11 protein-coding genes and 1 pseudogene are annotated in these 13,736 nt (G+C 34.2%); 7 read left to right on the top strand and 5 right to left on the bottom strand.

All coding sequences use genetic code 11. The annotated features are described in order from the left end of the window. The first annotated feature begins 169 nt into the window (after nt 1-169). Both rpsD and BTJ66_RS01020 read left to right on the top strand, forming a co-directional pair. Nucleotides 170-772 carry a 30S ribosomal protein S4 gene (gene rpsD / locus BTJ66_RS01025; RefSeq protein ID WP_099089141.1) on the top strand — a complete coding sequence of 201 codons (603 nt, stop codon included), beginning with the start codon at nt 170-172 and terminating at the stop codon, nt 770-772. Between the two features lie 162 nt (nt 773-934). Further along, the gene (locus tag BTJ66_RS01020) at nt 935-1,462 is read left to right on the top strand and encodes a GNAT family N-acetyltransferase (RefSeq protein ID WP_099089140.1); all 528 of its coding nucleotides are present in this window, start codon (nt 935-937) and stop codon (nt 1,460-1,462) included. A gap of 106 nt (nt 1,463-1,568) precedes the next feature. Here BTJ66_RS01020 and BTJ66_RS01015 read toward each other — a convergent pair whose 3' ends face one another. Further along, nucleotides 1,569-2,306, bottom strand: a complete 738-nt coding sequence (locus BTJ66_RS01015) for a glycerophosphodiester phosphodiesterase (protein ID WP_274521109.1) — start codon at nt 2,304-2,306, stop codon at nt 1,569-1,571. Nucleotides 2,307-2,397: 91 nt separating this feature from the next. Between BTJ66_RS01015 and BTJ66_RS01010 the strand changes: the two genes are divergently transcribed. From BTJ66_RS01010 to serA, 3 genes are all read left to right on the top strand, one after another. Further along, nucleotides 2,398-2,838: an OsmC family protein gene (locus BTJ66_RS01010; protein ID WP_099089139.1), complete on the top strand. Its 441-nt coding sequence runs from the start codon at nt 2,398-2,400 to the stop codon at nt 2,836-2,838. A 164-nt stretch (nt 2,839-3,002) separates the two neighbouring features. Continuing rightward, nucleotides 3,003-4,163, top strand: coding sequence for a pyridoxal-phosphate-dependent aminotransferase family protein (locus tag BTJ66_RS01005; protein WP_099089138.1), 1,161 nt, complete (start codon nt 3,003-3,005; stop codon nt 4,161-4,163). Continuing rightward, nucleotides 4,156-5,772 (top strand): phosphoglycerate dehydrogenase, encoded by a 1,617-nt coding sequence (gene serA / locus BTJ66_RS01000; RefSeq protein ID WP_099089137.1) that lies wholly within the window; start codon nt 4,156-4,158, stop codon nt 5,770-5,772. The genes BTJ66_RS01005 and serA overlap by 8 nt, the downstream gene beginning before the upstream one ends. An 83-nt stretch (nt 5,773-5,855) precedes the next feature. On the opposite strand, the gene BTJ66_RS00995 is transcribed toward serA, so the two are convergent. From BTJ66_RS00995 to BTJ66_RS00985, 3 genes are all read right to left on the bottom strand, one after another. Further along, nucleotides 5,856-6,977 (bottom strand): HAD family hydrolase, encoded by a 1,122-nt coding sequence (locus tag BTJ66_RS00995; protein ID WP_099089136.1) that lies wholly within the window; start codon nt 6,975-6,977, stop codon nt 5,856-5,858. A gap of 303 nt (nt 6,978-7,280) precedes the next feature. Beyond that, entirely contained in the window at nt 7,281-8,765 is a 1,485-nt protein-coding gene (nagE, locus tag BTJ66_RS00990) for an N-acetylglucosamine-specific PTS transporter subunit IIBC (protein WP_099089135.1), read from the bottom strand. A gap of 176 nt (nt 8,766-8,941) precedes the next feature. Continuing rightward, a complete protein-coding gene (locus BTJ66_RS00985; protein ID WP_099089237.1) occupies nt 8,942-9,565 on the bottom strand; it encodes a lysophospholipid acyltransferase family protein in 624 nt (207 codons plus the stop codon). Nucleotides 9,566-9,731: 166 nt separating this feature from the next. On the opposite strand from BTJ66_RS00985, the gene BTJ66_RS00980 reads away from it, so the two are divergent. Continuing rightward, complete coding sequence (locus tag BTJ66_RS00980; protein WP_099089134.1) at nt 9,732-11,027, top strand: S1C family serine protease; 1,296 nt, start codon at nt 9,732-9,734, stop codon at nt 11,025-11,027. A gap of 120 nt (nt 11,028-11,147) precedes the next feature. Next, a pseudogene (locus BTJ66_RS00975) lies at nt 11,148-11,936 on the top strand (helix-turn-helix domain-containing protein). Nucleotides 11,937-12,077: 141 nt separating this feature from the next. On the opposite strand, the gene tyrS reads toward BTJ66_RS00975, so the two are convergent. Then, on the bottom strand, nt 12,078-13,340 hold the full coding sequence (gene tyrS / locus BTJ66_RS00970; protein ID WP_099089133.1) for a tyrosine--tRNA ligase: 1,263 nt from the start codon (nt 13,338-13,340) through the stop codon (nt 12,078-12,080). Nucleotides 13,341-13,736: the final 396 nt, after the last annotated feature.

Raw genomic sequence — 13,736 nt, 5'->3', positions numbered from 1 at the left:
CGAAATTAGCAGTTGTATATTAGTTGGCTCTATGTTGTTCCCAACGCGGACGTGCCGTGTAACCGTAGCTATGAGGCGAGGACACATAAAACAATATATCCAAATAAGCATGCAACACTCTTTTTTGTTTTTTCATATCAAACAAAAGAGAAAAAGGAGGAGTCTTAATATGGCTCGATTTAGAGGTTCGAATTGGAAAAAATCACGTCGTTTAGGTATCTCATTAAGTGGTACTGGTAAGGAATTAGAAAAACGTCCTTATGCACCAGGTCAACATGGTCCTAACCAACGTAAAAAATTATCAGAATATGGTTTACAATTACGTGAAAAGCAAAAATTACGTTACTTATATGGAATGACTGAAAGACAATTCCGTAACACATTTGAAATTGCTGGTAACCAACATGGTGTCCACGGTGAAAACTTCATGCAATTGTTAGCTGCTCGTTTAGATGCAGTTGTATATTCTTTAGGTTTAGCACGTACACGTCGTCAAGCTCGTCAAATCGTTAACCACGGTCACATCGAAGTTGATGGTAAACGTGTAGATATTCCATCATATACTTTAAAACCTGGTCAAGAAATTTCAGTTCGTGAAAAATCTTTAAAATTAGATATCATTGCTGAATCAGTTGAAATTAATAACTTCGTACCAGACTATTTAGAATTTGATGCAGACAACTTAAAAGGTAAATTCATCCGCATTCCAGAGCGTAGTGAATTACCTGCTGAAATCAACGAACAACTTATCGTTGAGTACTACTCAAGATAAGCGTTATCTTTTCAACCAAGAACTCCTGTACGGAGTTCTTGGTTTTTTATTTGCTTTTATATTATAACTTCATCTTAAATACGTCGCCCTATCCACTTATCTGTTCTTAATTTACAAACGATTGACAATTTCGTATGCTATAAGTAAAGAGGAGTGTTAATTTTGATTATTAGAGCATTAGAAGAAACTGATTTAGATTTTGTTCATCATTTAAATAATGAATATTCTATCATGTCTTACTGGTTTGAAGAACCCTATCAATCTTTAAGTGAACTACAGTCTCTGTACAAAAAACATATCTTAGATGAATCAGAACGCCGTTTTATTATCGAACACGAAGATATACGTATTGGTGTCGTTGAATTGGTAGAGATTAATTTTATACATAGTAACTGTGAAATTCAAATCATAGTTGATCCAAAATTCAGTGGTAAAGGTTATGCTAAAAATGCATTCAAAATGGCCATTGATTATGCTTTTCTAGTGTTAAATTTACATAAGATTTATTTATTTGTAGATGTTAACAATGACAAAGCTGTACACATTTATAAAAGTCAAAATTTCGTTATCGAAGGTACATTACAAGAACACTTTTACACAAGGGGCGAATACAGTAATTGTCACGTCATGGGGCTATTAAAAAAGAATTGGATTAAAAACCATGATAATGATTTATCACAAATACGATGATTTAAGTATTTAGCAAAGCAGTATACTAATATGCTTGTCACCTTTCACCTATATGACTAAAGCGTCCAAAACATGCTTTAATGATTTGGACGCTTCTTTATTTAATCTACGTTTTCCTCATCAAGATTTCTGGATTATCTGATATCAATCCATGTACACCTAACATAATCAGTTTGTGCGCAAGCTTTTCTTCATTGACTGTATAAGGCATAACTAATAATCCATTTTGCTTGGCTTTTGTTAAAAATTTTTTAGTTACCAATGAATAATGTGGATTAATGTAATTTGCATAACGAGCAATTTTCTTAAAATTAGGTGATCTATACCAGTATTGCTTTCTACTAATTAAAACACCTAACTTATAGCCAACATTCAAGTTATGTAGTTTCTGAATCAACTGTTGATCAAAGGATTGAATAATCACTTTATCTTCAGCCATGTTATACGTCTTCAATTTTTTGATTAGTTCCTTTTCTATCTCAGGGTATAATTTAGGTTGCTTAAGTTCGATTAATAATTTCTGCGGCGCATCTTTCACCATTGCTAATACATCATCTAACAATAAGATAGATTGTCCTTTGAATTGTAATCCTCTACTTATACCAAAATCAAATTGTTTTAATGATGCTAATGTATAATCTGCAACCTTTCCATTACCATTTGACGTGCGATCTATTGTTTCATCATGAATCACTACTAGTTGTTGGTCTAACGTTCGATGTATATCTATTTCTAGCATATCTGCCCTACTAGATAAAGCAGCTTCAAATGCAATTTTAGTATTTTCTGGATACATTGTAGCTAAACCTCGATGAGCAACAAATGAGATTGGTTCATGCTTCAATTTGTTTTCCTCCAACGTTCTCCCCTATTTTCTTTATCATGCAATTTCATCTAAACTTAAGTTATCATATAATATCAGGAGGTCAATCGTTATGGTTCAACATGAATTTAAGGTTCAAACAAAGTGGTATGGTGGACGTGATACAGTCGGAAATTTACAAGGTGATATATTATCAGAACAAATTTCTATTCCTTCAGGTCTTGGTGGGAATGGTGCTGGTACCAACCCTGATGAGCTACTTGTATCTGCAGCGTCATCTTGCTACATCATTTCACTCGCAGCCGTTTTAGAACGCGCTGGTTTCACAGATATTAGCATAGATCAATCTTCGATTGGAGTGGCAATTTTTGAAAATGCGAAGTTTCGCATGGACAATATTATACATTATCCAGAAATTGACGTTACGCATTCACAAAAATCATCTTTACTTAAAAAACTACCAAAATTATTAAATGTTGCAGACAATAATTGTATGATTTCAAACTCAATACGAGGTAATGTTGTAGTAAAAATAGAACCAAAAATAAAATAATTTAAAAAAATTTTATATGTGGCGGAATATGATTGAAATAACAATGAATGCCCTTACATTCTGTTAATATCAATTCTATTTCGCAATTTTTGCTGACTTTACACTTTTTTATTTTCTGAAAATTTGCTAAACTTGTTAAATCTTAAGCATTGGGGGAATTAGTCATGAAATATTATCATCCTTTGTTACTTACACCAGGACCTACACCAGTACCAGAACAAATCTTATATGCAACACAATTACCTATGGTTGGCCATCGTTCAAATGATTTTGAAGCAATAGCCGAAGAATCCTTTCGCGCCCTCAAACCAATCTTTGGGGCTAAAAACGATGTCATGGTTTTAACTTCAAGTGGTACCAGTTCTTTAGAGGCAAGTATGTTAAATCTTGCTAATCCAGAAGATGATATTGTAATTATTGTTTCAGGCGCATTCGGCAATCGCTTTAAACAAATTGCCGAAACTTACTACGAAAATGTACATATCTTCGAAGTCGAATGGGGCAAAGCAGTAAATGTGCCCGATTTTATAGATTTCTTGAAATCTTTGAATACATCTATTACGGCAGTCTTCAGCCAATACTGCGAAACTTCAACTGCAGTTTTACATCCAGTGAATGAATTAGGTCATGCAATAAAAGCATTTGATACGTCAATCTTTTTTGTCGTTGATGGCGTGAGTTGTATTGGTGCTGTCGATGTGAATTTAGAACGTGATCAAATTGATGTGCTTATTTCAGGTAGCCAAAAAGCCATCATGCTACCCCCTGGATTAGCATTTGTCGCATATAACGATCGCGCCAAAGCTCGATTTGCCGAAGTCACGACACCGCGTTTTTATTTAGATTTAAATAAGTACTTAAAATCACAGGCTGAACATTCTACTCCTTTCACACCTAATGTTTCATTATTCAGAGGGGTAAACGCTTATGCACAATTAGTGAACGAAGAAGGTTTCGAGCATGTTATCCAACGTCATTATGCAATTCGTGATGGTTTAAGACAAGCATTGCAAGCTTTAGATTTAAAACTTCTTGTGGATGATGCATTTGCTTCTCCTACAGTAACTGCCTTCATTCCAAATTCAAAGGATGAATTGAATTATATTAAGACGGAACTTAAAAAACGTTTTGCTATCACAATTGCGGGTGGTCAAGGTCATTTGAAAGGTGAAATCCTACGCATTGGGCACATGGGACAAATTTCTCCTTTCGACATCTTACAAGTCGTATCTGCATTAGAAGTACTCTTATCAGAATATAGAAATACATCTTACATTGGTACAGCTATCACGGAATATATGGAGGTCGTCAAAGCATATGTATAAAATTTTAGTATCAGATCCAATTTCACCTGAAGGTTTAAAAAGTTTAATTGATCATGATGATTTTGAAGTCGTTATTAATACAGAGTTAGATGAAGCAGAACTAATTGAACAAATTGCAGATTATCAAGCACTCATCGTCCGCAGTCAAACCCAAGTCACTGAAGAAATCATCGCTGCTGCTCCCCATTTAAAAGTTATAGCCAGAGCAGGTGTAGGTGTTGATAATATTGATATTGACGCAGCTACAAAACACGGTATGATTGTTATTAATGCGCCAGATGGCAATACGATTTCTGCGACAGAACATTCCATGGCTATGATCTTATCAATGGCACGTAACATCCCGCAAGCGCATCAATCATTGAAAGACGGCAAGTGGGATCGCAAGACATATCGAGGCACCGAACTTTATAATAAAACGCTTGGTGTCATTGGGGCTGGACGCATCGGTTTAGGTGTTGCTAAACGTGCACAAAGTTTTGGTATGCAAATATTGGCTTTCGATCCATATCTTTCAGAAGACAAAGCAAAAGAATTAAATGTTACACGGGCTACAGTTGAAGAAATTGCAGAACAAGCAGATTTTGTTACTGTGCACACGCCACTAACTCCAAAAACAAAAGGTATTGTCGGTAAAGCATTTTTTGAAAAAGCTAAACCAACGCTACAAATTATTAATGTTGCACGTGGTGGGATTATTGATGAAGACGCATTAATTGATGCACTCAATCATGATCAGATACAAAGCGCAGCTATAGATGTGTTTGAAAGTGAACCAGCTACTGAATCCCCTCTTGTAAACCATAAAAAGATTATTGTAACACCACATCTTGGCGCTTCAACTGTAGAAGCACAAGAAAAAGTAGCAGTGTCAGTAGCAAATGAAATTGTCGATATATTTGAAAATGGTAATGTATTTAATGCAATTAATGCACCTAAAATGACTTATAGTGAAATTAATGACGAATTAAAACCTTATATTGAATTAAGTCAACTAACTGGAGAAGTTGGCATTCAATTACTAGAAAAAGCACCACGTGAATTGCATATCAAATATGAAGGTGATATCGCATTAGATGATACAAGTTTACTCACACGTACACTCGTTTCAGGCGTATTAAAACAAGATTTAGCTGAACGTGTAAACTTAATCAATGCACTTGTACTTCTTAATGAACAAGGTGTCGCTTATAATATTGAAAAAAATACAAAACACCGTGGGTTTAGTAATTACATTGAGTTAACACTAATCAATAAAGATACACAAATTAAAATAGGTGCTACTGTATTAAACGGTTATGGCCCTAGAATTGTTCGAATTAATGACTACCCAGTAGACTTCAAACCAGAACGCCATCAACTCGTTATCAATCATAATGATAGACCAGGTATTGTAGGCCGTACGGGTCAAATTTTAGGTGAATATGGTATTAATATTGCATCTATGCATCTCGGCCGTATTAATCAAGGAGGTAACGCATTAATGATCTTATCAATTGATCATCCAGTTACTGATGACGTAATAGAAGGATTATATGCAATTGAAGGTTTTAATTTAATTAGAAGTGTTGAACTTGATATTGAAAATGATGCGAATTATATTATTTAAATAGACAAATAAAAGCAGCTTAATCCTTATATTACTTAAGGATTAAGCTGCTTTTATATCTATAACAATTTATCATACAATTGTTATAATAAAATGTTTCTAATCTCACCTACATGATCAACAATAAAATCAGCACCATAGTCGACCAATTCTTCACGTGCTTGTTGACCTTTTAAGCCAGTTAAAGGACCGATAAATGTTGCGCCTATCTTTTTAGCACTTAATAAATCCGCTAAAGAATCCCCTACTACAAATACCTCATCTTTGACTACACGATTTGCTTGATTGGTAGCGTATGTTTTATAGCGATCTTGATGATTTCCTTCCAAGGTAGCTAGATAGCTAAATGGATTAGGTTTGCCTAATGGTTTTAACTCTGGGTATAAATCTTCTGCGCTTAATACATCGCTCGCTGTTACGATATGTGCGTCATCAAAGAATGACTTAATACCAATAGTTTCAAATGGGACGATTGTTTCAGTTCGCGGTCTACCAGTAGCAATCGCAATATGATAATTTGCCGATTTTAAATCTGCTAGTAATTGTTTAATTTCTGATACTGGTCTTAAAACAACTTCATTGTAAATATAGCCTTTTTTAAAATTCGAACGATTCTGCTTGTGTTCCACTTCATTGAACAGCTGATGGCCTAAGTACCATTCTTGATAAACTTCTTGCGCAAGTATCCAAAAAGGACTTTTTAACTCGAACAAAGCTGTTTGCGTAGTGTTTAATTGTGAACTAGCATATTGAATTAAATCTTGATAAATATTTTCTTTACCAGCTTTTACGTTGTTTAAGAATGATAAAGGTAATTCGAAATTCAAAGATAGTTCTTGTACTGCTTCACCAATCCATTGTAATGTTTCTTGCCCAAAATCTTCGGGGTTAAGCACTTGAGCAACATTTTCAACAGAGAGCGACTTACAAATTTCAATGAAATAAATCGCTAAGACAACAAACAGCATGTCCCAATTTGAATTTAAGCCTAATGATTTTAATTTAGTTAATATCTCATCGTGATAAAAAACGATATCTCTGATTTCAGAGATTTGGTCGTCACTTAAATTTTTAAATTGCATGGTTGGATCTAATCCTATGTATGCATCACTCATCAATATTTCATATACTGTAAGTGCAGATACATCAAAACACCTTTCTTCACTTAAAAAAACACCGTCAACATCGAATAATACTGACTTCATTTTACCAACTCTCCTTTAATCAGAAAATTCTGATACTAGTATATCGTACTATCTAACGCATAAAAGAGCAATGTATTTTAAACATTAATCGTTCCATTAGTTAATTCTTTAGTATACTATAAAAGATGATTATAGATTGGTATTGGTGCTTTGAAATGATTGCACTCTATTCATTTTAATAAAGTAATAAACAAGTGTTTTAGAAAGTAATCGACTTTTGGATTTTATTTCAATTTATAAAATCATGAACAACAAAGCTCCGAGACATTGATTTATGCCTCGGAGCTTTTTAGTTATTGCTATTTATTTTTCCATTTGTTCCTCAATCTCATCAGCAACTTGTTGTACCTGCGTCCCTATGATAACTTGTGTATTATGTTTACCACTTTTTGTAACACCTACAGCACCTGCGCCTTTTATTTTAGCTTCATCGATAATGCTATTATCATGCAGTTCCATACGCAATCGTGTCGCACAGTTTGTTAATGACATGATATTTGCTTTACCTCCAAGTCCTTCTAAAATTTGACTGGCTGGTTGTGTATATTTATTCTTTGAAGTTGTTTGCACTTCATTTTCATCAACATCACCTGTTGTAGCTTCATCTGATGTAGGATCGGGTAGCAAATTATCACCTCGCCCAGGCGTATTCAGTTTAAATATTCTGATTGCAAATCTAAAGACGACGTAATAAATGATAAAGAAAACTACGCCTTGTAGTAGTAACATATACGGATGGTTAGCCACTGGATTAATTAACGATAATACGTAATCAATTAAACCCGCACTAAATGAAAATCCTGCCGTCCAATGGAATAATGCTGCGATAAACATGGATAACCCAGTTAAAAATGCGTGTATCACAAACAATATAGGTGCAACAAACATAAACGAGAATTCAACTGGCTCTGTAACGCCAACGAAGAAAGCAGAGATTGCGCCACCAAACATTAAACCATACACACGCTTTTTCTGTTTTGATTCGGCAGTATGATACATTGCTAATGCTGCAGCTGGTATACCAAACATCATCACAGGGAAGAATCCTGCCATATAACGTCCTGTGACACCGTGAATAGCTCCATCACCGGTTTGGAATTTAGCTATATCGTTAATCCCAGCTAAATCAAACCAAAATACTGAATTTAAAGCGTGATGTAAGCCAGTAGGAATTAATAAACGGTTGAAGAAACCATATAAGAACGCGCCTACTGGGCCTAAATCTAAAATCCATGTTCCAAATATAACGATGGCTGAATAAATATAGGGCCATACAAATAACATGATGACAGCCAAAATAATGCTAAAGAATGCCGTTAAAATAGGTACCAAACGTTTCCCACTAAAGAATGATAATGCCGTGGGTAGCTCTGTTTTGCTAAATTTGTTGTAAGTATATGCAGCAATTAAACCAACAATTAATCCTATTAAAACATTGGAATTATTCATCTGCTCAAATGCGGGATCAACACCCGTTGTCTTAACACCTAATAATGGTGCTAACTTTTCAGGACTCAATACAACAGTCGTTAAGAAAAAACCTACTGCTGCTGCAAGTGCCACAGCCCCGTCATTTTTCTTGGCCATACCTAATGCTACCCCAATAGCAAATAGGATACCGAGTTGTGCAAGTATCGTTGAACCTGCAGATGAAAAAAATGCTGCAACTGTTGGCAATACGCCCATAGCCGTCAAAGCATTACCGATACCAGTTATGATTGCCGCTGCAGGTAATACTGCAACCGGTAGCATAAGCGATCTACCTAGTCTTTGAAAGAAACTAAACATAACAATTCCCCATTTCAAAATAGATGATTACATAAAAAAACACCACATGCACAATTGTGTCCACGTGGTGTATGCAAACGTTCAACTTTTTGTCATTGTACACTTACATAATAACACATAATTAAAAAAATACGTATTAAAATATGATAGTCTAATAATTTCAAAAATATTGAATATTACTTACTATTATTAACACATTCATTTAATTCCGACTGTAATTGTATTGTTTTTCTTTCTAATTCTTTCGTTAAATATTCTAACTTTTCATTACGCTTCATTGTTTTTGGTAAATTTTTAGTTTCTATTGGTTCACCAAATTTGATTATCGCTTTACCAGTCACTAGACCCTTGATTTTATTAGGGCCAACGTATGCAGCTGGTAATATTGGAGCTTGAGCCATCAAAGCAATTGTCACTGCTCCTCTTTTCATTGGTGCACCTTCATCATACTTCATTCTCTGACCCGTTGGGAAAATGCCGACCGTCTTATTTTCTTTTAATAATTTAATGGGTTTTTTAAGTGTACTTGGTCCTGGATTTTCTCTATCTACTGGAAACGCATTTAAAGATGATAAAAACTTACCAAACCATTTGTTATTGAACAATTCCTTTTTGGCCATATAGTGGATTTGATTTGGATAAATTGCAGTACCTAACATAATCACTTCGTTATAACTTTCATGAGTACAAGTTACAACATATCTATGCAGTTGAGGAATATGTTCCTTCCCTTGAATTTCTAATGATTTACTTAATTTCAATATGATCAATTCTAACAGACCACTTATAAATTTATACATACTCGCACCTACTTCGTTTACCTTATATTTACTTATTGATTTTATCATTTAGTTATCTTCTGAACAAGGAGATTTATATTTCAGTCTAAAGTCGTATAGTGATATACTAGAAAAAGTTGTATAAAACTTTCATAATAGTATATATAGAAATAAGTGGAGGTAATCTATGTCAGAATTTAACAATGAGCAAAACACAAATCAGCAGCAAGTACAGCAATCACCCCATACATCACAAATGTCACAACAACCAAAACAGCGGCTTAAGCCTAAATTTCCGTGGTTTAAAACCATTCTCGTCGCATTAGTTGCTGGTATCATCGGCGCTTTAATTGTTTTAGGAGTAGGTAAATTAATGGAAAGTACCATACTTGATAATGGTGGCTCGGATGTTAATGAAGCCTCAAATAGCAGTAGTGGTGGTAATACGTTAGATGGCAAAAGTGAAAAATATGACTCAATTAATCAAATGATCAATGACGTGTCCCCTGCTATTGTCGGAGTCATCAATATGCAAAAAGCACAAAATCTAGATGCCCTTTTAAAAGGCAAATCTAATAAAGCACAAGAAGCAGGAGTAGGGTCTGGTGTAATTTATCAAAAAAATAATGGCTCAGCATACATTGTAACGAATAATCATGTCATTGATGGCGCAAGCGAGATTAAAGTACAGTTACATAATTCTAAACAAGTTGATGCTAAACTCATCGGTAAAGATGCATTAACAGATATGGCCGTACTCAAAATAAACGATACGAAAGGTACCAAAGCAATTGATTTCGCTAATTCCTCAAAAGTAAAAACTGGTGATAGCGTCTTTGCAATGGGTAACCCTTTAGGTCTCGAATTTGCCAATTCTGTAACATCTGGTATCATATCAGCAAGCGAACGTACGATTGATACACAAACTTCAGCTGGATCTAATAAAGTGAACGTACTCCAAACAGATGCAGCAATAAATCCAGGAAATTCTGGTGGTGCACTTGTTGATATCAATGGTAATCTAGTCGGCATTAATTCAATGAAAATTGCTAGTGAACAAGTTGAAGGTATTGGCTTTGCAATTCCAAGTAATGAAGTCAAAGTAACCATTAAAGAACTTGTTGAAAACGGTAAAATCGATCGCCCTTCTATTGGCATTGGCTTGCTTAATTTAAGCGAAATTCCAGAGCAATATAAAGACCAATTGAAAACATCACGTAAAGATGGTGTTTATGTTGCTAAAGTTGACAGTGATAATGGACTGAAAGAAGGAGACATTATTACTGAAATTGATGACAAAAAAGTAAAAGAAGATACTGATGTACGTTCTTATTTATACACAAATAAAAAACCAGGAGACACTGTAGATTTAGGCATCGAGCGTAAAGGTAAAGAACAAACTGTCAAAGTAACCTTAAAAGAACAAAAATCATCTAATGATAAAGAAAGTTCAGAAAGTGACAGTGCCTCTCCTTTTAATTAAATAAACTTAAAATATAAAAAAACCTTAGGCTAAATTGAACTGACCCCAAATAATGGAAATAAAATAAAAACACTTTCGTTGAATTCATTTAAAATGAATCCTACGGAGGTGTTTTTTTCTATGAAAAGAGTGTCGTATTCGTTAGAAACAAAGTATAAAACTATTGAAATGAAAAAAGCTGGTTATACTATTAAGGAAATTATGGAAGCGTTAAATATTAGAAACAGAACACAAGTGAAAACATGGTGGAGATGGTATCGAAATGGGGAGACTTACAGATTTTCTCAACAAGTCAGCAAGCAGTATACTTATGGTAAAGGACTGGAAGAGCTCTCAGAAGTAGAACAATTAAAATTAGAGAATAAAAGAAAAGATATTGAATTAGATATTTTAAAAAAGTACAAAGAATTGGAAAGGAAGTGGTACCAACAGTAATCGTAGAATTAGTTAATCAACTAAAGCATAAGTATTCCGTCAAAATGATACTTGATGTTTTAGACACACCCAAATCAACATACTATAGATGGAAACACAAAAATGATAAAAATGATAACTTAACGCAAAAAGTCATTCAATTGTGTAAAGACAATCAATATACCTACGGTTATCGAAAAATTAAAGCCTTGATTAAGGAAGTGCTTATACATCCTATGCTTACTATCAATTATGCGAAGAAAAAGGCATTATCAGAAGTATGTCCCGAAAGGGAACACCAACTGATAACGCCCGATAGAAAGTTTCCATTCCTCGCTAAAGTGTGAAACTTTCTACATCAACAATGAGCTCAATAGCTCTAATCATATTGTAATAGATATTGTCGAAAATTACATTAAAAACTATAATAATAATCGAATTCAACAAAATCTAGGCTACTTATCCCCTATAAAATTCAGAGAATTAGCAGCCTAGAACATAGTGTTTTTATTAAATTCCCGCCTTACGGGTTCAGTGCCGTTTTTTTATTTAGTTATGTTTATCTTTTTATTTAAATTACCTTATAAACAAAGCACATCATATTGCATCCAATAAAATGATGGTGTTACATAATCATTATTTGTAATTAACCATAAAGTATTTTTTCTTACCGCGTCTAATAATCGTAAATTCATTCTCAATTTTATCTTCATTCGTAAGTTCATAATTTACATCTTGTTGTCTCATACCATTAATGTAGATTGCACCGTTGTTCACATCTTCACGTGCTTGTCGTTTTGAAGATGAGACCCCTGTTTCAACAATAGCATCAATAATATTAGTAGTTTCGTTACTTAATTCAACTTGGGGAACATCTTTAAATCCTTCTTTTAATTCTGTTGCAGAAAGTGATTGTAAATCCCCTGCAAAAAGTGCTTGTGAAATGCGGATTGCATCATTCAATGCGTCGTCACCGTGTATAAAGCGCGTAACATTTTCTGCTAATGCTTTTTGTGCTTCTCGTAAATGTGGTGCCTCATTCAAAGATTTTTCCAACGCCTCAATGTCCTCTTTTTCTAAGAAAGTAAAGTATTTTAAGAACTTAATAACATCATCGTCTGTTGTATTAATCCAAAATTGGTAAAATTCATAAGGGCTTGTTTTGGCTGCATCTAACCATACAGAGCCGCCCTCAGTTTTACCAAACTTTTTACCATCTGACTTTACAACTAAGGGGATAGTAAGACCATAAGCTTCTGTTTGCCCATACATACGACGCATTAACTCAATGCCACTTGTGATATTTCCCCATTGGTCTGAACCACCAACTTGTACCTTACAGTGATATGTCTTATTAAGGTGGCCGAAATCAATTGCTTGTAAAATAGTATATGTGAATTCAGTATAAGAAATACCATGCTCTAAACGTGTTTGTATAGAATCTTTACCTAGCATGTAGTTCACGCCAACATGTTTACCGTAATCTCTTAAAAAGTCGATTAACGAAATTTGTCCTAACCAATCTTTGTTATTTACAAGTTTTGCACCTTTTTCAGTATCAAATTCAAATATCTTGTGCATTTGTTTACTAATACCTTGTACATTAATTTCAACTTGTTCTTCGGTTTGTAATATGCGTTCTTCAGATTTACCTGATGGGTCTCCAATCATACCAGTCCCCCCACCAATTAATACAAGTGGACGATGTCCATGTTCTTGGAAGCGACGCAATGTTAAAAACGGTAATAAATGACCAATATGCAGACTATCTGCCGTTGGATCTGCGCCACAATATAATGTCACTTGCTCTTTGTTCAAAATATTTTCTAATCCAGACTCATCTGTTTGTTGATAGACTAAACCTCTCCATTTTAAATCTTCTATTAATGCATTTGCCATGATATCAGCCTCCTGTTTTTTATTTAATATCGATTTGAATAAAGCCGTAAATAAAGTAAAACGCATAACTGGTGTACATAAAACTTCCTATAAATAGAAAAACGCCCTTACAAATGAATGTAAGGGCGCAAGTGCACGGTACCACCATACTTTAAGTCAAATAACTTTATTAATGATACGTTCATTAACTAAAACGTTTGGATTGACAACTAGTTTAAGGTGTATTCACAAATTGTGCGACATTAGTTTACAGCAACCACTAATTCTCTTTGGTTCACACAACAAGTTACTTCTCCTCTATCCAAATACGATATCGAATTGATATTAATTATAGTTAACTATAAATTAAAAGTCAATAACGTAAATTATGTTATAATATTGCTTAAATAAGGAGGA

The sequence above is a fragment of the Staphylococcus edaphicus genome (assembly GCF_002614725.1).
GTDB classification, from domain to species: domain Bacteria; phylum Bacillota; class Bacilli; order Staphylococcales; family Staphylococcaceae; genus Staphylococcus; species Staphylococcus edaphicus.
The sequence above is the reverse complement of the archived record's forward strand: the minus strand, read 5'-3'. Positions and strand labels throughout refer to the sequence as shown.

Excerpts from the sequence above, each read along its gene's own strand:
- rpsD (WP_099089141.1), top strand. The coding sequence starts at position 170 with ATGGCTCGATTTAGAGGTTCGAATTGGAAAAAATCACGTCGTTTAGGT.
- BTJ66_RS01010 (WP_099089139.1), top strand. The coding sequence starts at position 2,398 with ATGGTTCAACATGAATTTAAGGTTCAAACAAAGTGGTATGGTGGACGT.
- BTJ66_RS01005 (WP_099089138.1), top strand. The coding sequence starts at position 3,003 with ATGAAATATTATCATCCTTTGTTACTTACACCAGGACCTACACCAGTA.
- serA (WP_099089137.1), top strand. The coding sequence starts at position 4,156 with ATGTATAAAATTTTAGTATCAGATCCAATTTCACCTGAAGGTTTAAAA.
- BTJ66_RS00995 (WP_099089136.1), bottom strand. The coding sequence starts at position 6,977 with ATGAAGTCAGTATTATTCGATGTTGACGGTGTTTTTTTAAGTGAAGAA.
- nagE (WP_099089135.1), bottom strand. The coding sequence starts at position 8,765 with ATGTTTAGTTTCTTTCAAAGACTAGGTAGATCGCTTATGCTACCGGTT.
- BTJ66_RS00985 (WP_099089237.1), bottom strand. The coding sequence starts at position 9,565 with ATGTATAAATTTATAAGTGGTCTGTTAGAATTGATCATATTGAAATTA.
- BTJ66_RS00980 (WP_099089134.1), top strand. The coding sequence starts at position 9,732 with ATGTCAGAATTTAACAATGAGCAAAACACAAATCAGCAGCAAGTACAG.
- tyrS (WP_099089133.1), bottom strand. The coding sequence starts at position 13,340 with ATGGCAAATGCATTAATAGAAGATTTAAAATGGAGAGGTTTAGTCTAT.